16 protein-coding genes and 1 other annotated feature are annotated in these 20,772 nt (G+C 53.9%); of the genes, 14 read left to right on the top strand and 2 right to left on the bottom strand.

Features of this window, described 5'->3' with window-relative positions; translation table 11 throughout:
• The first annotated feature begins 64 nt into the window (after window positions 1-64).
• Window positions 65-325: a binding site (T-box leader), on the top strand.
• Window positions 326-402: 77 nt separating this feature from the next.
• From leuA to PV433_RS03900, 3 genes are all read left to right on the top strand, one after another.
• Complete coding sequence (gene leuA, locus PV433_RS03910; RefSeq protein WP_332070893.1) at window positions 403-2,085, top strand: 2-isopropylmalate synthase; 1,683 nt, start codon at window positions 403-405, stop codon at window positions 2,083-2,085.
• Between the two features lie 381 nt (window positions 2,086-2,466).
• Window positions 2,467-4,116 (top strand): response regulator, encoded by a 1,650-nt coding sequence (locus PV433_RS03905; RefSeq protein ID WP_332070892.1) that lies wholly within the window; start codon window positions 2,467-2,469, stop codon window positions 4,114-4,116.
• Window positions 4,106-5,881 (top strand): cache domain-containing sensor histidine kinase, encoded by a 1,776-nt coding sequence (locus PV433_RS03900; protein WP_332070891.1) that lies wholly within the window; start codon window positions 4,106-4,108, stop codon window positions 5,879-5,881. The genes PV433_RS03905 and PV433_RS03900 overlap by 11 nt, the downstream gene beginning before the upstream one ends.
• Before the next feature lie 81 nt (window positions 5,882-5,962).
• On the opposite strand, the gene PV433_RS03895 is transcribed toward PV433_RS03900, so the two are convergent.
• Together PV433_RS03895 and PV433_RS03890 are read right to left on the bottom strand one after the other, a co-directional pair.
• The gene (locus PV433_RS03895; protein WP_332070889.1) at window positions 5,963-7,174 is read right to left on the bottom strand and encodes a right-handed parallel beta-helix repeat-containing protein; all 1,212 of its coding nucleotides are present in this window, start codon (window positions 7,172-7,174) and stop codon (window positions 5,963-5,965) included.
• Window positions 7,175-7,253: 79 nt separating this feature from the next.
• Entirely contained in the window at window positions 7,254-8,435 is a 1,182-nt protein-coding gene (locus tag PV433_RS03890) for an N-acetylglucosamine-6-phosphate deacetylase (RefSeq protein WP_332070888.1), read from the bottom strand.
• 271 nt (window positions 8,436-8,706) lie between these two features.
• Between PV433_RS03890 and PV433_RS03885 the strand changes: the two genes are divergently transcribed.
• The 11 genes from PV433_RS03885 (at window position 8,707) to PV433_RS03835 (ending at window position 20,624) form a co-directional block, all read left to right on the top strand.
• A complete protein-coding gene (locus PV433_RS03885) occupies window positions 8,707-9,669 on the top strand; it encodes an ABC transporter permease (protein ID WP_332070886.1) in 963 nt (320 codons plus the stop codon).
• Window positions 9,670-9,692: 23 nt separating this feature from the next.
• Complete coding sequence (locus PV433_RS03880) at window positions 9,693-10,574, top strand: carbohydrate ABC transporter permease (RefSeq protein WP_332070884.1); 882 nt, start codon at window positions 9,693-9,695, stop codon at window positions 10,572-10,574.
• 73 nt (window positions 10,575-10,647) lie between these two features.
• The gene (locus PV433_RS03875) at window positions 10,648-12,321 is read left to right on the top strand and encodes an extracellular solute-binding protein (protein ID WP_332070883.1); all 1,674 of its coding nucleotides are present in this window, start codon (window positions 10,648-10,650) and stop codon (window positions 12,319-12,321) included.
• 105 nt (window positions 12,322-12,426) lie between these two features.
• Window positions 12,427-13,530 carry a Gfo/Idh/MocA family protein gene (locus tag PV433_RS03870; RefSeq protein ID WP_332070882.1) on the top strand — a complete coding sequence of 368 codons (1,104 nt, stop codon included), beginning with the start codon at window positions 12,427-12,429 and terminating at the stop codon, window positions 13,528-13,530.
• A 32-nt stretch (window positions 13,531-13,562) separates the two neighbouring features.
• Window positions 13,563-14,285: an aspartate/glutamate racemase family protein gene (locus PV433_RS03865; RefSeq protein ID WP_332070880.1), complete on the top strand. Its 723-nt coding sequence runs from the start codon at window positions 13,563-13,565 to the stop codon at window positions 14,283-14,285.
• A 15-nt stretch (window positions 14,286-14,300) separates the two neighbouring features.
• On the top strand, window positions 14,301-15,155 hold the full coding sequence (locus tag PV433_RS03860) for a sugar phosphate isomerase/epimerase family protein (RefSeq protein ID WP_332070879.1): 855 nt from the start codon (window positions 14,301-14,303) through the stop codon (window positions 15,153-15,155).
• 180 nt (window positions 15,156-15,335) lie between these two features.
• On the top strand, window positions 15,336-17,156 hold the full coding sequence (locus PV433_RS03855) for a hypothetical protein (RefSeq protein ID WP_332070878.1): 1,821 nt from the start codon (window positions 15,336-15,338) through the stop codon (window positions 17,154-17,156).
• Complete coding sequence (locus PV433_RS03850) at window positions 17,135-17,590, top strand: hypothetical protein (protein WP_332070877.1); 456 nt, start codon at window positions 17,135-17,137, stop codon at window positions 17,588-17,590. Before PV433_RS03855 ends, PV433_RS03850 begins: the two co-directional genes overlap by 22 nt.
• Window positions 17,591-17,619: 29 nt before the next feature.
• Window positions 17,620-18,357: a creatininase family protein gene (locus tag PV433_RS03845; protein ID WP_332070876.1), complete on the top strand. Its 738-nt coding sequence runs from the start codon at window positions 17,620-17,622 to the stop codon at window positions 18,355-18,357.
• A gap of 243 nt (window positions 18,358-18,600) precedes the next feature.
• Window positions 18,601-20,142: a hypothetical protein gene (locus PV433_RS03840; protein ID WP_332070875.1), complete on the top strand. Its 1,542-nt coding sequence runs from the start codon at window positions 18,601-18,603 to the stop codon at window positions 20,140-20,142.
• Window positions 20,136-20,624: a DinB family protein gene (locus tag PV433_RS03835; RefSeq protein WP_332070874.1), complete on the top strand. Its 489-nt coding sequence runs from the start codon at window positions 20,136-20,138 to the stop codon at window positions 20,622-20,624. The genes PV433_RS03840 and PV433_RS03835 overlap by 7 nt, the downstream gene beginning before the upstream one ends.
• Window positions 20,625-20,772: the final 148 nt, after the last annotated feature.

The following is a 20,772-nucleotide window of genomic DNA, read 5'->3' as shown; positions in this document are numbered from 1 at the left end:
CACCCGGCACGTTCACATTATACTTGACACCAAAGTTTAAGTGCTTTAAGATTAACCTTAATATTTTAACACGTTGAGAAGGAATAGTACGGTTTTTCTAAGCGAACAGAGAGCTGTTGGGCGGTGCAAAACAGCCGTGGAGAAAATCGGAACTCACCTTGGAGTTGCTCGCTGAACCATTATAGTAAGTGGAGCCGGAGCCTGGCCGTTATCATCAGGAGGATACAAGGTTGCTTTTTTGCAACCCTATCCGCAGAGTGCATGCCGACAATGGCATGAATTCGGAGTGGTACCGCGTAAGATGTCAAAGTCTTTCGTCTCTGTTTATGGAGATGAAAGGCTTTTTTGGGTTTAGTCAAACTTTGGATAATTCAAGCAGAAATTGATGAAAGGAAGATAACCATGAAAAATGTTGAAAAGTATGCAAGAGGATATTTTATGCCGGCAGAGACAAGCTTGAATTGGACCCGGAAGGAATATATAACAGAGGCACCGATTTGGTGCAGCGTCGATCTTCGCGATGGAAATCAGGCGTTGATCGTTCCGATGAATTTGGAGGAAAAACTGGAATACTTCAAATTGCTTGTAGATATAGGTTTCAAGGAGATCGAAGTCGGTTTTCCCGCGGCGTCGGAAACCGAATTTACTTTCTTGCGCACATTAATCGAGACGGACTTGATCCCTGATGATGTAACGATCCAAGTGCTTACCCAATCGAGAGAGCATATTATCCGAAAAACCTTTGAATCCCTTAAAGGTGCGAAAAAAGCCGTAGTACATTTGTACAACTCGACATCCGTGGCGCAGCGGGAACAGGTATTTCGCAAATCCAAAGAAGAAATTATCGACATCGCTGTAAGCGGCGCAAAACTGCTCAAGCAGTGTGCGGAAGAAACAGAAGGGAATTTTCAGTTCCAGTATTCGCCCGAAAGCTTTACAGGTACAGAGATTGATTTTGCGTTGGACATCTGCAATCGCGTACTCGATGTATGGCAGCCGACCTCAGAGAACCCGGTGATCATCAATCTTCCTGCGACGGTATCCATGTCGATGCCTCACATCTATGCTAGCCAAATCGAATATATGAGCGAGCACTTGAATTTCCGGGAGCATGTTATTTTGTCGCTTCATCCGCATAACGACAGGGGAACAGGCGTGGCGGATGCGGAACTGGGAGTACTGGCCGGGGCTCAGCGCGTTGAAGGCACATTGTTCGGGAATGGGGAAAGAACGGGGAACGTGGACATTGTCACGCTTGCTCTAAACATGTACTCACACGGGGTAGACCCGAAGCTGAATTTTGAGAACATCCCTGCGATCATCTCCGTATATGAACGATTGACCAAAATGAGAGTAAGCGAAAGACATCCTTACGGCGGCGAGCTTGTTTTCACCGCTTTCTCCGGTTCGCATCAGGATGCCATTGCAAAAGGAATGAAATGGCGGGAGGACGAGGAGCCCCGTAATTGGTCTGTCCCTTATCTGCTGATTGACCCCAAGGACATCGGCAGGGAGTATGAAGGCGATATTATTCGCATTAACAGCCAGTCCGGCAAAGGTGGAATTGGGTACATTCTGCAGATGAAGTACGGACTCAACCTCCCGGCGAAAATGCGGGAAAATTTCGGATACTGCGTGAAAAACGTATCGGATCAGCAACAAAAGGAGCTGATGCCCGATGAAATATACGATATTTTCATGAAAGAATATGTGAATATAAAGAATCCTGTCGAGTTTGTCAAATACCGCTATACGGACAATGAAGATTTTCAAACCATTGTCACCTTACGATCCGGCAGTGAAGTCAAGGATATTGCGGGCACCGGAAACGGAAGACTGGATGCAATCAGTAATGCGCTCCAAACTCATCTTGGGGTAGAATATACCGATTTGTTCTATAATGAGCATGCCCTGGAAACGGGCTCAAAATCACAAGCGATTTCTTATATCGGTATCACGGCTTCGAACGGTACCGTATATTGGGGATGCGGCATTGATGTGGATATTATGACCTCATCTATTAAAGCTTTGTTTAGCGCTGTGAATCAAATGTGTCGTAAGGAGTCCTGGTCTTTGAACGGCTAATTAGGGACCGGTCTCCCGGACAGGAACGTTCATGTATGAACCGAAACAAGCCTTTTTCCTTGCGGGAAAAGGCTTGTTTTGCGTTGCATGCCGCGTCTTGTAATAGGTCTATCAAGAGAAATGGAAAACGACAATTTTACCCCGTCTAACTTCTACATTGCCCCCTGTTCGAAGCGTTCGCCTGGTTGTACCCTAGAGGAAGGGGCAGTTTCGTCTATGCGTCCGATCCTTGGCGTTTGGCAAATAATTCGGCGCATAAGTGCATCTTAATGGTATAATTCGGGAAGGCGATCCACTTCATAAACAAGTTTCGCACAAAATGAAAGGGTTTACAAAACGCGAATCGCATCGTTTTAATAACAGGACGAGGGAGATGACGCGATGTACGGAGTGCTGGTCGTAGACGACGAAAAGGAAATCCGCAACGGGTTGGGTTCGCAAGCGCCTTGGAGAGAATGGGGATTTGATCACGTCTATACGGCGGATGACGGGCCCGGCGCCCTGGACATCGCGGCTCATCATTCGATCGATCTGGTCGTTACGGATATCCGTATGCCCCTGATGAGCGGACTGGAGCTGATCCGCGAGCTCGATCGGGCCGGGTATGGCGGGGGAATGATCATCATAAGCGGCTACGATGATTTTCATTACGCCAAGGAAGCGTTCAAGATGGGCGTAAACGATTATTTGCTGAAACCCGTCAATCTTCAGGAGTTGGCCGCAGCGGTGCAGATTGCCGTCGCCGGACTGCACAAGCGGCAGCAAGATCTCGCATGGCACAAGAGTTTGGATGAAGCGCTCCCGCGCCTTCGGACAGAAACGCTGCTGGAGCTGTTCGAGCGTCCTTATCGCAATGAGCATGAAGCAAGGCTGGATCATCGCTTCGGACAATTTGGTCTGGAGTGGCTGCCGGGTACGACTTTCCTGCTGATTCTAATCGGAATCGATAATATGAAAGCGCTAACTGAAAGTAAAACCGATCGCGAGATCATCGAAATGGAAGCAACTGTCGAAGCTGCCGTGCAATCGTATCTTGATGATCGGCAAGAACGGAAATCGGTGCTGGTGCGAAGGAAGCAAGGGGTGTGGATCTGCCTTCTAGGCAGAGATTCAGCCGGATCGGATGGGCAGCTGGACACGGAGGGGCACTCCTTTGTTCCGGACCTTGTCGGGGTCCAAATTATGGATGACGTACGAAGACGCTCAGGCATTCTGGTCAGCTGCGGTGTATGCGGTGAACTAGGAGGTATCGAGCGTTTATACGCCATGCTTCGGGAAGCGGAGGCCTCAATTGTGTATCATAGGGTGCGCTGGGACCCGGAGGCTAACCGCGAACCCGACGAGCGAGCTATGGGAAACGACTCGATCCGTATTTTACAGAGCGTGAAGGCAAGCGCTGAGAGGCTGATCGTCAGCAGCGAGGAGGAAATCCGGCTGATGATGCATGGTTTCCCGGAACTCGCAGGCAGCTGGGAAATCAGGCATACGAACGATTTGCAGCAAAAAACGTTCGAATGGATGCATAACGTATTCCGCCACGCCCAGAAGCTGGGATGGAGAGGGTCCGAATGGGATCAAAATCCGATCGTATTGTGGGAACATCTGGAACGCTTCGATACGCTGGATTCTTTGCAGCAGCAGGTGACGCTTCAACTGATTCGGGCTTCCGCCAGCATCCAGGAGCAATTCGTCGGACAAAATCAGATCGTATACGAAGCGGAAAAGTATATCGCGAATCATTTCTGCGAGCCGATTACACTTCAATATGTCGCCGAGCATGTGCATGTGACTCCTGTATGGCTGAGCAAGCTGTTCAAAAAAGTGACGGGAAAAAATTTTCTCGAATATGTAACGGACGCCCGATTGGACAAAGCCTGCGAGCTTTTGAAGGATCTGAATCTGAAGGTGTACCAGATCAGCGGTATCGTCGGTTACCAGGACAAGGTGCATTTTTCCAAGCTGTTCAAAAAAAAGTTCGGGATGACTCCGCAAGAGTACCGCAACAGCCGGGTGAGTGTGCTTGAAAAGTAATCGTTTCCGCGAAGTAAGCCGATTCTCGATCCGCCACAAGTTTATCTTCCTGTTTTTTATCCTCATCGTTTTCCCATTTGGCTTCGTGGGATACTTTTCTTACCACAAGTCCATCGAGGCGATCCGGCAGGCGAATACCGACGCCTCGTTGGAGATTTTGGACAAGAGCGGGAAAAACCTGGACAATTATTTGAATCTGGCCAGCTCCTTCCAGAACGAGCTGATGTTCTCGAGCGAACTGCAGGAGCTTATGTCGGCAGAAGTGCCAAACGAGCTGGAGGAGCTCGCGTTTACCGAACGATTGCTGAATTATATGGGCGTGCTGCAAAATCAGACGCACGGTTACTCGATCCGTATCTTCCCTCTTGAACCGGAGCGGTTTCAACGATTCAAGCATTCCGTATATCATTCACTGGACATCGAGCGTGAGGAATGGTTCCGCCAAATCCGTGACGGCTCGCCGCCGTTTTGGGCGTTGTTTTTGCCGCAGCATAACCCGGCCGTTTACACCGAGCCGATCCTCTCCAAGATCAAACGGCTCTATCATTTGACGAGCCGCAAGGAAACAGCGGTTGTGCTTGTCGATATTAAGGTTTCCACGCTGCATCATTATTTGGCGCCATTGCAAATGCAGGAATCGCAGCAACTGATGCTGCTCGACGAGAACCAGGTGATTCTGTATCACCAGGACTTGAGCCTGCTCGGCTTCAAGCTGCGCGACGAACGTCTGATCGATTTTATCGGAGGTGAAGGGCGGGGGGCCGGCGAGTTCCTGATCGATGGGACCGAATATGCGGCTTCGTTTACTACGCTCGATAGCGGCTGGAAGCTGTTGAGTATGGTGCCTCTAGCCGTGCTGGAACAGCCGGTTGCCTGGATCGAGACGCTCAGCTTGTCGTTCCTGTTTTTTTACCTGCTGCTGTCGATCGTCATCGTCGCGTATATAACCGTCCGCTTCACAGGGCCGATCCAGAATCTCGTGAAGGCAATGCGCAAGGTGGGGCAAAACAATCTCGCCGGTCATCGGCAGCAAATCAACCGCAACGACGAGATCGGCTGGCTGTACCGCGGCTTCGATCAGATGGTGCATCGCATCGATCATCTGGTGCAAAGTGTGGAGAAAGCCGCCCAGGATAAGAAAGAACTGGAGTTTCAGGTGCTGACGCATCAGATCAATCCGCATTTCCTGTATAACACGCTGGAGTCGATCCGTTGGAAGGCGGAGAGCCGCAACGCGGCGGATATCAGCGAGATGGTCAGCGAGCTGGGCAGGCTGCTGCGGCTCAGCCTGAACGACGGCAAAGAGCTGACGACGGTCGATCGGGAGCTGGAGCATGTGCGCGCCTATGTCAAAATCCAGAACAACCGAACCGACACGCCGATCCGCGTCGTTTATTTGGTGGAGGAGGAGCTGCTTCAGCTTTCATGTCTCCGCTTGCTGCTTCAGCCGTTGGTAGAAAATTCGATCAAGCATGCCATCGGCCACGTCAAGGAGGATGGGATCAAAATTGTCATCAAGGGGAGACTGGACGGGCAAAGCATCCGCTTCGAGGTTAGCGATAACGGTCCGGGGTTCGGAAAGCGGGCGGAGACGCTGCTGTCCGATAGAGCGGGCGAGCTGTCGGGCCGCCAGGGCGTCGGTCTGCGAAATGTACACGATCGGCTGCTGACCTATTTCGGTGAGCCGTACAAATTGCGAGTAAGGAACGGAGCGAACGGCGGAGCTATCGTCGAGTTCGCGCATCCGGTTCTGAAGGATCGGTAAGGCAGCCACAGCAGCCTGATAGGCATAAATACGCCAGCGGCCTTCATACGGCAGCCGCTGGCGTATTTGATTAGGAGGGAATTAATGGGTTTCCTCGTCAAGCAGCCAATGAGTATGCACGTCTTTACAGCAATTCAAAAACGTATTGTCCAGAAGACGAATATCCTGGACGTGTTCTTCTATGCAGATGCCGATCGTTCCGGCGGCGCCTTTCGGGAAGCGGATGTCGTTGCAGCCAATCTCGACGTCGCGTGTAGAGCCGCGCAGCCGAATGCCGACATAGCCCATTTCCTTGCTTCCATTGTCCTCAATTCGATTGTGCCGCACGATGTTATGGCTCGCGGCCATCGGATCAGGCTCATTGCGGAAAAATAGGCCGTAGTAGCGGTTGCCTGCAAATCGATTGTGCCGGATCCAATTGCCCGTGTCCTTGTGGCCGATCGAGAAGCCGCTCATCCCGTTGCCGGAGGAGTCGCAATACTCCACGATGCCGCTGCGCACCCGCCAGCAGAAAAAGATGCCGTCCATCCCGTTGCCGGCAAACCGGCTGTGCGAAATTCGCGTGCGATCCGTGCCGCTTCCCGGATGAATGCCTTTACCGCTGTTGTCGCTGCAATCGCAATGGGCGACGGCGATGTCGGAGCCGCCCTGGTAGCTGATGCCGTCTCCGTTGTACCGGTAAACCTGGCAATGCTCCAGCAGGGCGTTGTGGCATTGAAACAAATAAATCCCGGCAAGGCGGCAGCCGTTGGCAAGCGAGTTGCGTTCCCGGTTGCCTTCGATGTGGAGGTGGCGCAGTACGACATCTCGGCATTCGTAGGCGCTGACAACAGGACTCAATGTCGAGACGATGCCGCCTTCATGGACGAAAATTGTCGCATATAGCTCCCGGTCCAGGTACAGCACGTTGCCGCGTCTACCGATCACTGTAGCCGTCGTATCGAGAAATCCTTTGCTGCGATCGGCCAGTTTGACGATGATCGACTGGCCGATCGGGAAGTAATCCGGGTATTGCACCGTTACTTCGCGCTCATGCAGATCGGCGTCGGCCAGCAGAGGCGAGACGCGTTCCTCGCCTCTGCGCAGCACGGTTTCGCCCGGCGTGCCGCACAGTTCTACTCCAGTGCGCAGATGAAGCGCGCTGTCGATCTCATAGATGCCGGCGCCAAGCCGCACGACACCCCCACCCAATCCGGAGACATAGTCGATCGCCGCCTGGATCGCCAGATGGGTTCCTCCGGTCAGGTCGCCGGAGCCGGGACTGACGAATACGTTTATTTTCTCCATGTCCATGAAGGAAAGCCTCCCGTCGAAAAAAGGGTAATCCAGGTTTATGGAGCGGCTTGCATGTTGCCCTGCCGCCACATTCCCTCTATCCGCTTCTTTCAATTCCATTCTTGAATGTTTTCCGAATATGGATCTGCTCTCCCGTCCAATGAAACAAGACGAAATCGGCGGGGGCCCCGGCTTCCAGACCGGCTTGTGAAGGCAGGTCCATAAAAGCAGCGGGCCGAATGGACGACATGTCCCATGCATCCGCGAGCGAGCAGACGCCGCTGCGGGCGAGATGGCCGATTCCCCAAGGCAGCAGTTGCGCCGAACCTGCCAACAGCTGCGGCTGATCCGCCAGATGCAGGCGGCCCTGCTCGGTTTTGATCACATCGATGCGACCATGCGACCGATACGCTCCCGGCGGAAGTCCGCTTAGAGAGACTGCATCGCTGACAAGCATCGCTTGCGGACCCTTTACCTTCAGCACTACCTTTAGGAAGGACAACGGGACATGGAAGCCATCCGGAATCAGGCATGCATGCAGGGAGTCGTCCGCAAGCTGCTCCCATATGTAATTGGGATGGCGAGGCAGCATCAGATGAGCCCCGTTGCCCAGATGCGTAGACATACGCGCGCCGGCAGCGGCTGCCTCGCGTATCTGCTCCTGGGAAGCCGAGGTGTGGCCGATCGAGACCGTGATGCCGTTTAGCTTACATTTTTCAATGAAAGCGGTGGAGCCCGGCCACTCGGGAGACATCGTTACGATCCGAATTTTGCCCTTGGCCGCGTCCTGCCACCTCTGGAGAAGCTCCCAGTCCGGAGCTTTCGTATAACGGGCGAGATGGGCGCCCCTGGCTCCGTCCTCCGGCGAGATAAACGGGCCTTCCAGATGGATGCCGGCGATACTGTCTGCACATTCGGCATCGGTAGAACATGCGGCGGCGATGGCCTTCAGAGAGTCCTCGATATATTCGTCCGATGACGTCGTCACGGTCGGGTAATAGGAGGTTACGCCAGCCAGCTGCAGCAGGCGGGTTGCATCCGACAAGTGACGGGGAGAGACCGGGTAATGATTAAAATCGATCCCCATATATCCGTTAATCTGCAGATCGACAAGTCCCGGACCGACCATCGGCAGCGCTTCCGGCGGAGAATTCATACCCGCTGGTTCGTCGGACGCCGCTTCGATCGACTCGAATCGGTTTCCTGCTACCGTTATTTTCATAGGTTTCCCGGAGCGGTAATGCAGGGCATGGATTTCTTTGCGTTGACCGGTATTCATGTGCGGATTGCTCCTTTCCCAACCTGATTCACGCGATGCTTCTCTAGTATAACAACTTTACGGAGCGCTGAAGATGAGGCTGTTCCGTCTTTTTGCTCGACATCTTTGGTGTCCCGTAAAACCGTCTGGGCCGTTATCGCTGAGGATCATCTTGTGAAGCGTGTCGTATTCAGCTGATTAATAATCCCCCAGTAAACAACAACTTTCCTAGATACAATCGGATACAGTCGCCGCTATATACTGGAAAAAAGACGAGTGGAGGAGATCAGACTTGAAAAAAGAAACCGTCTTGAAAGCCCAGGCAGTCTTGAAAGCGGCGCCATACGGGGGCGGAAGCTGGAAACGCATAAGACGACAGCATATCCTACTATGGATGTCCATTCCTCTTATGCTGCATCTGATCTTGTTTCAATACGTGCCGCTATGGGGCTGGCTGATGGCCTTCAAGGATTACCGCGTGGGTCAAAGTCTGCTCGAAGCAGACTGGGTAGGGTTCAAGCATTTCCGGACGTTGTTCGGCAACAGCGACTTCCGCCATGCCCTGCGCAACAATATCGCAATGAATGTCCTGTCTCTGACGCTGGGCACGATCTGTGCTGTTGGACTTGCCGTCGTTTTAAGCGAATTGAAGAGCAAGGTGTTCGTCCGTACGGTACAGACTATGACGTATTTGCCGCACTTCGTATCGATGGTCGTTATCGCCAACATCGCCGTCATGCTGATGTCTCCGGACAACGGCTTGATCAACGCGATGCTCATCCGGATGGGCTTCATCCAAGAGGGGATCTTTTTTTTCAGCAAGGGGGAATGGTTCTGGATCATTCATACGCTGATCGTCACCTGGAAGGGATTCGGCTGGAGTGCCATCATCTATTTGGCGGCGATCGCCGGAATCGACCCCAGCCTGTACGACGCTGCCAAGGTTGACGGCGCCGGCCGTTGGGCGAGGATCAAGTACATTATTTTGCCTTCCATCGTGCCGACCATTGTTCTGCTGACGATTCTGGCTATCGGCAATCTGGTAACAGGCGGCTTCGAATCGCAGTTTTTGCTGGGCAACCCGCTCGTGCAGGAATATTCCGACGTGTTATCGATCCTGGCGCTTCGACTCGGGATCAACCAGGGTAATTTCTCGTTCGGAACGGCCGTAGGCGTGTTCAATTCCGCGGTAAGCGTATCGATGCTGCTCGTCGTGAATGCGATCGCCCGCCGCTACAAGAGCAACATTTTTTAATACCGGTAAGGAGGGGCATTGTCTTGTTATTTAGAAAAAGCGCCGGTGAAACCGTAACGGACGCCGTTTTGTATGGAGGGCTTGCGCTCATCTCAGTTACGACGGTTTACCCGTTTATTTATCTGCTTGTCCTGTCGTTAAACGAAACGACGGATGCGATGCGGGGAGGTTTAACCTTTTTTCCGCGGGTGTTCACGCTGGAAAACTACGCATATGTGTTTGAAAATCCGGTCTTGCTTCGCGCTTCCTACAATTCGGTGCTGAGAACGGTATTGCAGACGGTGATCTCCGTCTTCTTGTCCGGGATGCTGGCCTATGTGCTCAGCCGCAAGGAATTTATGCTGCGCCGTCTGTTCAGCTTCATGCTGGTGCTGACGATGTACGTGAGCGGAGGCCTGATCCCGACGTATCTGCTGATCAAAAGTCTCGGACTGATCAATTCCTTCTGGGTGTATATCATTCCTTCGCTGGTCGGAGCGTTTCATGTGTTTATCATGCGTACTTATTTCGAGCAGCTCCCCGAAGGCCTGGTGGAATCCGCCTATATCGACGGAGCCAACGACTTTCGCATCTATACAAGCATTATTATGCCGATCAGCCTGCCGGTTTTCGCGACCATCGCACTGTTCATTTCGGTAAATGAATGGAATAGCTGGTTCGATAATTATTTGTACAACAGCCGAAATCCGGATCTCAACGTGCTGCAGTACGAGCTGCAGAAAATGATTCAAATCGTGGAACAGCAAGTCAATCAAGATTCGGGTGAAGAGATTCAGCGGACGATCTCCCCTACGACGATAAAAGCGACACTGACGATTATCGTGACCATTCCGATTTTGCTCGTCTACCCGTTTTTACAAAAGTATTTCGTGAAAGGCATGACGCTAGGCGCCATGAAGGATTGATTTCGCACCGCTAAGCCTCGCTTTCCGGCGCTAAGCGGAATGAAATAAAATAAGATGAGGAGGTCATGAAACAATGAGTAAGAAGAGATATGGGATCGGCTCGGTCGGCGCCTTCGCGTTGACGGCCATTCTGGCGCTGACGGCCTGCAGCTCCGGCGATTCGAACAACTCACCAGCTCCATCGCCTTCGCCTGATTCGCAAGCACCCGGTGCGTCCAAAGCGCCTATCACGTTTTCCATGAACACAACGGTCGCGACGATGAACTGGGACAACGACATCGCCAGGGAAATTACAAAACGGACCGGCGGAACGATCAAGTGGGACGTTCTGACCGGCGACGAGAGGCAAAAGATGAATGTCTGGCTGGCCGCCGGCGATTATCCGGATGTCGTGTCTATGTGGGACGATACGTACAAGGCCTATGCCGACGCCAAAGCGCTTGTCGATCTGACAGAACTTATACCGAAACATGCGCCTTCCATTATGAAAGCGTTTAACAACGATTTGTCTTCCCTCAAGCAGCCCGACGGGAAAATATGGGCATTGCGCGCGCCGCCGACTAGCAAAATAGAAAATCTGGCGGACAAAGGCTGGCTGCACATCCAAGCGTCCGTGCTTAAGGAGGCCGGTTATCCGCAGCTCAAAACGCTGGATGACGTATACAAGCTGATTAGCGAGCACGCCAAGAAATATCCCGAAATCGGCGGCGGCAAAACGATCGGCTTCTCGAACTTCGGCGCGACGTCGCAGCTCTATAACGTATTCGATACTTCGGCCCGGATGTATGCGGGTATGCCTGCGCTGCCGCACGTATTTATCGGCGATGACGACAAACCGGTGCTTCGTTTCTTCGCGCCGGGGTATACGGACCTGTTCAAGTTTTTCAACAAGATGAACGTAGCCGGCCTATTCGATCGGGAAGCGCTCGTGCAGACCACCGATCAATTCAATGCAAAGTGCGCGCAGGGACGCGTGCTCGCCGTGTTCGGGCCGTCGTTCGCTTCCGGCTGCACCAACGATCTCGTCAAGTTGAACATGGCGGAGAAATCGTATATCTCGTTCGATATCGTCGCGCCCGGCCGAACCAAAGTGTCCAACGCGACATCCACAAGCTCGTTGCGCGGCAGCGACCAGTGGGTAGGCATTACGAAAAACGCTAAGGATGCCGTTAGGATCCTACAATTCTTCGACGAGATGTACAAGAGCGAAAACCAAATTCTCGTCGGCTGGGGCATCGAAGGAAAATATTATACCGTGGAGGGAGGCAAACGCGTCGTCAGCGACTATGTTGTAACGGAGCTGGGGAAAGGAGGGGATGCCTGGGATCGTCTCGGATTCTCCTATCCGCGTCCGCTGCTGCAGATGATGCAGGCCGGCGCGTATTTGTCCGACGGTGATTTCGCCCGTTATTCATCCTCGGTCAGTTGGAACCAGAAAACGATGAACGAGCCTATGCGCGAAGCGCTGAAGGCCTACGGCGCGAAGACATTCACGGATCTGCTGGTGAGGCCTGCCGTCAAAAATTTGCCTTTTACGACTTCGGCCTATACGGACGATATTAAAAGATTCAACTCGGAGGCAATCGCCGAGTGGAACAAAGCGGTACCGAAAATGATTCTGGAAGCCGAGTCGAAGATGGAGGCGAACTGGGCCTCGCTGGAAAAAGCATTAAAAGACAAAGGCCTGGATAAATATCACGCCGATATTGACGCGATCTATAAAAAGCAAAAAGAAGCGGCGAAGTAACAAGCGGGCGAACTACCAACGCCGGCGGGGCCTGCCGCTGGCGTTTGTTGTGCTGGCCGACACCATTACCTCGATTAAGGACATTTCATCTCAGGAGGAAAAACGATGACGATCGGGATCGGCATCCTCGGCTGCGGAGCCGTGTCGAGAATGCATATGAAGGCGTACCTGCAATTGGCGGGACTTTGTGAAGTCCGGGCCGTATACGACATCGATTCGAGACAGGCGGAGCGGCTGGCAAGGTGGGAGGGGGCAAGTGCGGGGGTATGCGCGTCGTGGGAAGATCTGCTGGCACGGGATGACATTCATGCGATTTCCGTCTGCACGCCGCCGGATTTGCACCGCGGGCCGGTTATCGAGGCGCTGCGTGCGGGCAAGCATGTGTTATGCGAGAAGCCGCTCGCTCCGTCGCTTGACGATTGTGACGCAATGATCGCTGCCGCTCGGGAAAACGGGAGGCTGCTCGGAGTCGCTATGCAGACCCGATTCAACCGGGACTATGAGCGGATGAAACGGGTGCTGGACAGCGGCGCGCTCGGGCCGCTTCGGTTCGCCCAGCTGAACGCGACCTGCTGGAGGGGAGAACATTATTACGAGGCGCCATGGCGCGGAACATGGGAGCGTCAATCCGGCGGGGTGGCGATCAATCAGGCGCTGCATGCACTCGACGTATTCGTCTGGCTGCTGGGGGAGGTCGAGAGTGTACAGGCAGATATGGAGACGGTTCAGCAGGGCATCGAGGTCGAGGACGTCGCGATGGCGATGCTGCGGTTCCGGGGCGGTTTACCCGCGCTGTTCGGCTGTTCGGTCAACGCCGTCCGCTCCGAAATTCGAATGGATATATCGGGTTATACGAAGGCTGTAAGTTATCCGCTCGGCTATCATGCTCTCCTCGTTCGGGATGGGGCCAGTGTCGCCCCCGATGTAGCGGCGGCGCGAGAACTGGAGCGGATCGGGAACGGATCGGAGCAGGCCGGGAATCAGGAACCTGGTGATGTGCATATCCGGCTTATGAACGACTTTCTCCGCGCCATCGCTGAGAAGCGGGAACCGGCGATGAACGGCGCGCAGGGCCGACGCGTCGTCGAGGTTATCACGGCAATCTACAAATCCGCTTCCACGGGCGAACGCGTGCAGCTGCCTATCGATACTGCGGACCCCTGGTATACAACTGCTGGAATCCTCGAGCATGTGCGACGCGCAAGGTGAAGAACGACGCCGTTCCGGGAGGAGTGTCCATTGTGAACGCTGAAGCCGGCACCAAGACCATCGGTGTGTTGGGCGGCATGGGACCGCTGGCGACCGTCGACTTTTTCCAAAAGTTAGTAGCCGGTACTTGCGCCGCGTCGGACCAGGATCATCTGCACATTCTGATCAACAATAACCCGAAAATCCCGTCCCGGGTTCAGGCTATCTGCTCGGGCGCTCCGAGCCCGCTTCCGGCGCTTGTACATTCGGCGCTCGTCTTGCAGCGGGCCGGCGCGGATTTTCTCGTCATGCCCTGCAATACCGCTCACGTTTGGCACGAGCTAATCGCCAAGGCGATCGATATTCCGCTGTACAGCATAATCGGGAGCACCGTTGAAGCGGTAACTCGGGATTTTGCGGATTGCGCGGGCGCGACGATGCTGTTCGCTACGCAGGCTACTATTGCCTCCGGCTTGTATCAGCGTGCATTCGCATTGGCGGAGTATCCGATCCGCCTCCCGTCAGAGGAGGAGCAAGGCGTAGTGGGGAACGCCATCGAAGGTGTCAAGGCGGGGAAGCTGGACAACAATGAAGAGCTGCCCGCACTCCACCTAATCGTGCAGCGGCACGCAGCGTCAGGCATTCGCCTCTTTATAGCCGGCTGCACGGAACTGCCGTTGTTAATTCCTTTTCTCATGGCGGACAATCGTTACGAATGGTTCGATCCGACGTTGGCGCTGGCGAAGCTGGCGATTGATAAAGCAAACGCAAATTGAATGGAGGAAACGACGATGCGATGGGAGCAAGTCGGAGTGATTACCGATGAGGTATCGGAGCGGTTTTCAGAGGCGCTGGATTGGATCGCCGCGCAAGGCTTGCATAATGTCGAATTACGGATGATCGACGGGAAGAACATAAGCAGCTTGACGAACGAGGAGCTGCAGACGGTATCGCGGGATATTCGGTCACGCGGGCTGCTTGTGTCTGCGATTGCTTCGCCGTTGTTCAAGTGCAAGCTCGACCCGTCCCGTCAGACGTCTCACGGCGATGTATTCGGACATGAAGAGGAGTCTCCGGAACGGCATCTGGAGCGGCTGCCGCGATTGATTGAAATGGCCCAGACGTTGGATACGAGTATGATCCGCGTATTTTCATTCTGGCGAGAGAAGGAGCCGGAGCGATATAACGAGGATATCGCGGCCTACCTGAGCAGGGCCGCCGAGCTCGCCGGAAGGTCGCGGACGACCCTGCTTCTGGAAAATGAAGGATCCTGCAATTGCGGTACGGCAAGAGAAACCGGAGAAATGGCGGATCGGGTAAACTCACCATGGCTGCGGATCGTTTGGGATCCCGGCAACGAAGCATATCTCGGGCTGCGTCCGTTCCCGGACGGGTACGAGGCGGTCAAAAAGCGTCTGGCGCATGTGCATCTAAAGGATACGAGGCGAAGCGGAGATGGCAGGTTCAGGGGAGCGCCGATCGGCCGGGGCGTCGTTCCATGGAAGGAACAATTCGCGGCACTGGAACGAGACGGCTACAAGGGAATCTACGTCATCGAAACCCACTACAAACCGGATAGCGGCTCCATCATGGACGGCTCCCGGGAGTCCTTGGAAGGATTGAGGCAGGTTCTCTCATCCTGTTAACTCCTCCTTGCCGAACTGCAGTTCTGCAGCTTTGTCGCTATAACGTTAAGCAGATCCGGTTCACGGCAAATACGATAAAAATGACCGGGTAAACGCCGGGTTTCGCGTATAGAGCTCGTATGCAGCCGGTGTTACGATAGTGGCAGGTTTAATTAGTCCGAACAGGATGGGGGAGCCGCAATGAAACGAAGCTGGTTGATCACGGATATGCTGCGCGTCTGTCCGCAAAGCGGCCAAACGCTGGAAACGGAAGAGGAGCTGCGCAATCGGCCAATCTTTGTCGACCGTCCATTTCGGTCCGTTTCGCCTCGGAACGCATATGTGTCCTTTCAGATTATTCTGGACATGACGGCGGACGGACCGGAGGAAATAGATATTTTGCCGGAATCACTGCGAGGAGAGGGAGATGCGGGCATTTCGGCAGAGGAATACACACCTTATGTACAGTGGTACCATCTCATTGGAAAGCGTTACTATCCCGACGGGCTTGTACCATGGGGACAAGGGAAAACGGCCGGCAGCCCCCTTGCGTCCGTATCCCGCTTGAATGCGGTTCCGCGCCAGCAATATGCGGGAATCTGGATGGATCTGTTCGTACCTGCCGATACGGCTCCTGGCGAATATTCGGGGACGATTACGGTCCGGCGAGGAGCCAGCGAGGAGAAGCATGAGTGGCAATTGACGGTTCTGAAGGCGATCGTACCCGATGAATCGACGATTACCGCAAGTCTGAACAACTACGCCGATTCAATCTCCGGGAAATTCGCCCATCTCGAGCGCCGTGCCGAGCGGTATCGCGACGGATCGTATTTTGCGGTGGAAAAGCAATTTTATCGGATGTCGCATGAGCACCGGACTGTGTTCCATAATCTGCCTTACTCGCATGACGGGCGCATTCCCGAAAGTTTCGCTCCGGTGCTGGAAGGCGCAGGCAAGTCGCTTCGCGTTAAGGATTGGTCCTTGTTCGACGAGCATTTCTCCGGTTATCTGGACGGATCGGCATTCAAGGGGACGAAGCGGGGGGAGATTCCGATTCCCCACATGTATTTGCCGCAAAATTTCTACTGGCCGGCTGATTATACGAAGTTCGGGCTGAAGGGATACGCTACGGAGTTCTCCAATGTATTTCGCGAGTTTTATGAGCATTTCACTGAACGCGGCTGGTTGTCGACCCGGTTCGAGCTGTTCTTCAATCATAAGAAGCGATACAAGTTGTTCCCCTACGACGGCGACGAAACCCGGTTTATCTGGGATGAGAAAATCAACGACATCTTCTACGGGTTTGCTTCGGATGTGCTGGAGCGCAAAGACGGGGCACGTTTTATTTTCCGCACGGACTCCAGTTGGAATTACGGTCTGCATTACGGGAAATACGCGGATGTGATCAAGCATTGGGTCGTTAACCGGAATATCATGAAGTGGTATCCGGAAGGACAGTCGTATCTGCAAAGCCGCGGCTGCTTGTTCTGGTATTATCTGGGCGCTCAGCCGATCGATCACAATCTGCTCGGCTCGGCAATCGCGCCGCTGGCCAGCGTTGCTCAAGGGCTGAACGGGTTTGTGCTGTGGAACAACGTCGATTGGGGGAGCGACTGGCATCGGACGCCCGCCGGCAACGGCAAAACGGCCGTGTTTTATCCGGGCGATCGGTTGTTCGAGATCCCGGGTCCGATCCCGACGATCCGGCTCAAGGTGCTGCGGAATGCAATGCAGGTTTCGGAATGTATGGAGAAGTGGATCCGGGATCACGGCGAGCCCAGCAGAAGCGAGATGACCCGGCTCGTAGGCTCCATCCTGGACGGCGACAGCACATTCGATTGGCCGGAGCCTCCGGCATTTATCGATCGGCCCCCCTACGAGTGGACGAACGAACTGCTGAGTGAAGCGTCCCCGTCGGCTCTCCATATCGGCCGGTCACCCCTGCTGTTCGAGCAGCTCAAGCATCGATTATGGCGGATCATTGAAGGGGAGGAAAGGGAATGTCTCATACTTACGAGCTGATGGAGATCGCCAGAGTCGGTTCGCTATTCCTCTGCGGGGACTGGCTGGAGCAGGTAATGACGCCGGAGCGCCGCAGCTATGTCAGCGGTGACGATATTGACTTTGACGAGGACAGCTTCAATGCGCTGAAGCGTACGCTGCTGCTGACGGAACGGATCGATCGCAGCCGCCGGGACGTCACTTGCTGTCTATGGGTGCGGAGGCCCGACCATCCGAGCCGAGCGGAGACACTGATCGGGGGCAGATCGCTGCCGGTCGAAGGACATCATATTATCGAGATGGGGCCGGAGCTTTGCCGCGCATTTGCCGGTATGCCGACCTCGCGCATCCGTTCGGGAGGCGAAGAAACCGTCTATTACCCGGTACGCAACTCCGAGGAGGAGATCGTCGGCGTGCTGGAGGTGTCGGTATACGGCGAGCCGTATTTTATTTGACGGTGACCTGAACCTGGGAGGGGAGCTCCATGTTATCCATGAACAACACCCGGCGGGACTTCGAGCAGGCGCAGCCGCAGATCGCGGTTTTGCCAGTCGGCGCCCTCGAGCAGCACGGCAGTCATTTGCCGATAGGCACGGACAGCATGATCGCCGCCGAATATGCGGAACGGCTGGCGCAGCATCTGGATGCCTTTTTGCTTCCGACCTTGGCGATCAGTTCCTCGATCGAGCATCGCAAGGCAATCGGAACCGTTTACCTGCGTGCAGATACTTTGGCGCTGGTGATCCGCGATATTGCCGACTCGCTCTACGGCTCGGGCTTCAAGCAGCTGCTGCTCGTTAACGGGCATGGCGGCAACTATATTTTAAAACCTGCGATCCGACAACTGAACCGGGACTACGCGGATCGGCAGGCAGAGATGGAGGTCGTGCTGCTGAGCGGAGCGATCATAAACGCAATTGGAGACGACAGCCCATTCAAACATCCCGGTTCGAGTGATATACACGCAGGTGAGAAAGAAACTTCGTTGATCATGCATCTGCGGCCCGATCTTGTCCGACAGCCGGTTCCCGGCGGCGTGTTGCCCGAAGCGGATCAAAGTATGCTGGATTATTTGGACATGACCGAATTATGCGCGGACGGGTATTGGGGTTATCCCGATTCCGCTACGCCAGAGAAGGGGAGACTGATCGCCGAGCGGTTTGTCCCGCGGGCCATCGATTACCTGGAGAAGCTGAAACGTCTAAAGGCAAGTTTGAGGTAACGACATTGCGGCCGAAGCTGGGCAAGCATAACCGATCTGTATGATGGCTTCCTGGGGTTTGAAAAAGAAGTAACAATTGAATGCAATGAATACAAAATATATAATATTAAATATACTATATGAGTTTAGTGAAGTGATATAAGATTTGGTCAGCGTAATAAAACTACTGGCGTTCGAATTGTTGAAGCACAGACAGCCCTTGGACGGGGTATCAGCCAAACACAAGGCTCGATAGGCTGGGTATTGCTGCAGGAGTGGTACGTTCGCGCCGTCGGCGAAGAAGCGGCACCTTACGTACAGCAATACGACGAGTTGTGGGAGCAGTTTTGGACGACCCGCATCTTTAACTCGAGCTGGTATTTGGAGTGGAAAAACAGTCCGAGCCGCTCCAACTTCCTGAAGTTGTTCGAGCACAGTTATTTGAAAGAAGTAACGAAAGCGGATATTGCCGAGAGCCGGCGCCTGCTGGAACTGGCTGTCGCGCATGCGGGGACGGAGAAACAGCAAGCTCGTGCCGGGTTGCTGCTACGCGCGTTTGAATTTTACGAAGCGTCTGCGCTCAGTTATCCGCGAAGCGGAGTTGTGGAGTCTCCCTCCAATGAGCAAGATGCGCTATTGATGCTGGAGGATCTCGTCCAAAGCTATGAGATGGGCCAGAAGCGGATGCAATTGGTGACCGATTTTGCGGGAAATCCGACGTTATACTTGCCGCTCAACCCCCCACTGCACGGAGGCGTTTGGGACGGCGTGCAGATGTCGCTTATTTCCGCGCTGCAAAGCTATGTCGGGACGATCCCGCAGGAACAAGTCGTCTCCACGCAGCTGCGCCAATTCCTTGATCAAATTCCCGGATTCGGGAGTTCTGCAGTCGCAGTCAAAACGAATGCGCCAAAAGTGCAAATTTTGCAATCCCTCGATTTCCATACAGGACCATGGACAGAAGCAGAACCTTTCTCCGACTTTCTAGTGAAGAACTCATGGCAGGAGGCGCCCGTACAAACCAAAGTACGGCTGTTGTGGGATAACGAAAACTTGTATGTCGGATACGAAAACTTCGACCTTGCATTGGCGAATATGGTCGCGAGCGATGATGCTCCTAACGATTGGTGGAGAAGCGGCGCGGACGACTCGATCGAAACGTATGTGACCCTTAACCCGGAAGGCGCGTACTCCGGTTATTACACCAATCCGAAGGGCGTGAAGTTCGTTTACAGAAAAATGCCGGAGGGGACGCCGATTCCGCATACAGACGCTGGCTGGGCAGCTAATGCAAGTATGGGGAGCGATCGCTGGAGTGCGATTCGAGTTATTCCTTTTTCCAGTATCGGTGTTTACCCGAACGAAGATCGTACGCTGCAAGCCTTTTTCTTTCGGAACTATCACGGCAACTTTGAAAGCGGCAGTAACGAAAACACCTTTTCCCCTTGGACAAAATGGGTACCCGACGCCACCGCGCAAAGCGTGAAACGGACGGATGCAATCGCGCACACAGGCAATTATAGCCTTGTATCCGAAGTGGTAACGCAAGGGGGAGGGCCAATTCAGGACATCGCGGTGACACCGGGAAAGTACAGGGCAATGAAAGAGGACAAAGAAGCCTACACGATTGAAAGTGGATCGGCAGGCTTCTTTGCTTTTCCAGCCCAGCCGCAGCGAGCGAGGGACACCGTAAGTAAATCTAGTATTTATTTCGTACGGTCGGCTTATTCCGAGTCGGCGGCCTTTCCACTCGAACGGATTTATTGTATGCTAGCTTTATATGGAGGGAGAGGGGAACTATGGTGAAACAATTGATCGTCGGAGACGCTTTGCAGGAGTTGGCTGCTACGCGCCGCATCCTGGAGCGTTTGCCCGATGAGCAAATGTCTTGGAAGCCTCACGCGAAATCGATGACACTCGGCGGACTAACCACGCATCTGATCAACCTGCTGAACTGGCAAGTCGCGATTTTTCTTTATCCGGAATTCGATCTATCGACGGTGCCGTTTCGGCGGGAAGCTTTGGAAAGACGCGAAGACGTGCTGAAGGAATTCGACGCGAACGTCGTCAAGATTGAAAGACTGTTAGCCGAGTGCGACGAGAAGACACTTGGCGAGGAGTGGACCTTGCGGAACGGTGATCATATCATCCTGTGCCAACCACGGGCGATTGCGCTTCGCACCTTCGGATTAAGTCATATGGTTCACCATCGGGCGCAGCTCGGAGTTTATTTGCGGCTTCTCGACATTCCGGTACCGGGCCCCTACGGTCCCTCAGCTGACGAGTAAGGCAAGCATGGTCTTAGATTTATATTAAAAATTTAATAAAATGGATTTCCAGGAGCTTGTCGCGCCGCGACAGCTCCTTTTTGAATTTATCGCCGATAGCCCGTTAAGCTAGATGATGCTCCTCGGAAGTACCATTGAGGAAAAAGCA

It is taken from the genome of Paenibacillus sp. GYB004, assembly GCF_036577605.1.
GTDB lineage: Bacteria > Bacillota > Bacilli > Paenibacillales > NBRC-103111 > Paenibacillus_AB > Paenibacillus_AB oceani.
Note: the sequence above shows the minus strand (reverse complement) of the source record. Positions and strands in the feature narration are given on the sequence as shown.

Coding starts and splice junctions, on each gene's coding strand:
- leuA (WP_332070893.1), top strand. CDS start 403: ATGAAAAATGTTGAAAAGTATGCAAGAGGATATTTTATGCCGGCAGAG.
- PV433_RS03905 (WP_332070892.1), top strand. CDS start 2,467: ATGTACGGAGTGCTGGTCGTAGACGACGAAAAGGAAATCCGCAACGGG.
- PV433_RS03895 (WP_332070889.1), bottom strand. CDS start 7,174: ATGGACATGGAGAAAATAAACGTATTCGTCAGTCCCGGCTCCGGCGAC.
- PV433_RS03890 (WP_332070888.1), bottom strand. CDS start 8,435: ATGAATACCGGTCAACGCAAAGAAATCCATGCCCTGCATTACCGCTCC.
- PV433_RS03875 (WP_332070883.1), top strand. CDS start 10,648: ATGAGTAAGAAGAGATATGGGATCGGCTCGGTCGGCGCCTTCGCGTTG.
- PV433_RS03870 (WP_332070882.1), top strand. CDS start 12,427: ATGACGATCGGGATCGGCATCCTCGGCTGCGGAGCCGTGTCGAGAATG.
- PV433_RS03860 (WP_332070879.1), top strand. CDS start 14,301: ATGCGATGGGAGCAAGTCGGAGTGATTACCGATGAGGTATCGGAGCGG.
- PV433_RS03855 (WP_332070878.1), top strand. CDS start 15,336: ATGAAACGAAGCTGGTTGATCACGGATATGCTGCGCGTCTGTCCGCAA.
- PV433_RS03850 (WP_332070877.1), top strand. CDS start 17,135: ATGTCTCATACTTACGAGCTGATGGAGATCGCCAGAGTCGGTTCGCTA.
- PV433_RS03845 (WP_332070876.1), top strand. CDS start 17,620: ATGTTATCCATGAACAACACCCGGCGGGACTTCGAGCAGGCGCAGCCG.
- PV433_RS03835 (WP_332070874.1), top strand. CDS start 20,136: ATGGTGAAACAATTGATCGTCGGAGACGCTTTGCAGGAGTTGGCTGCT.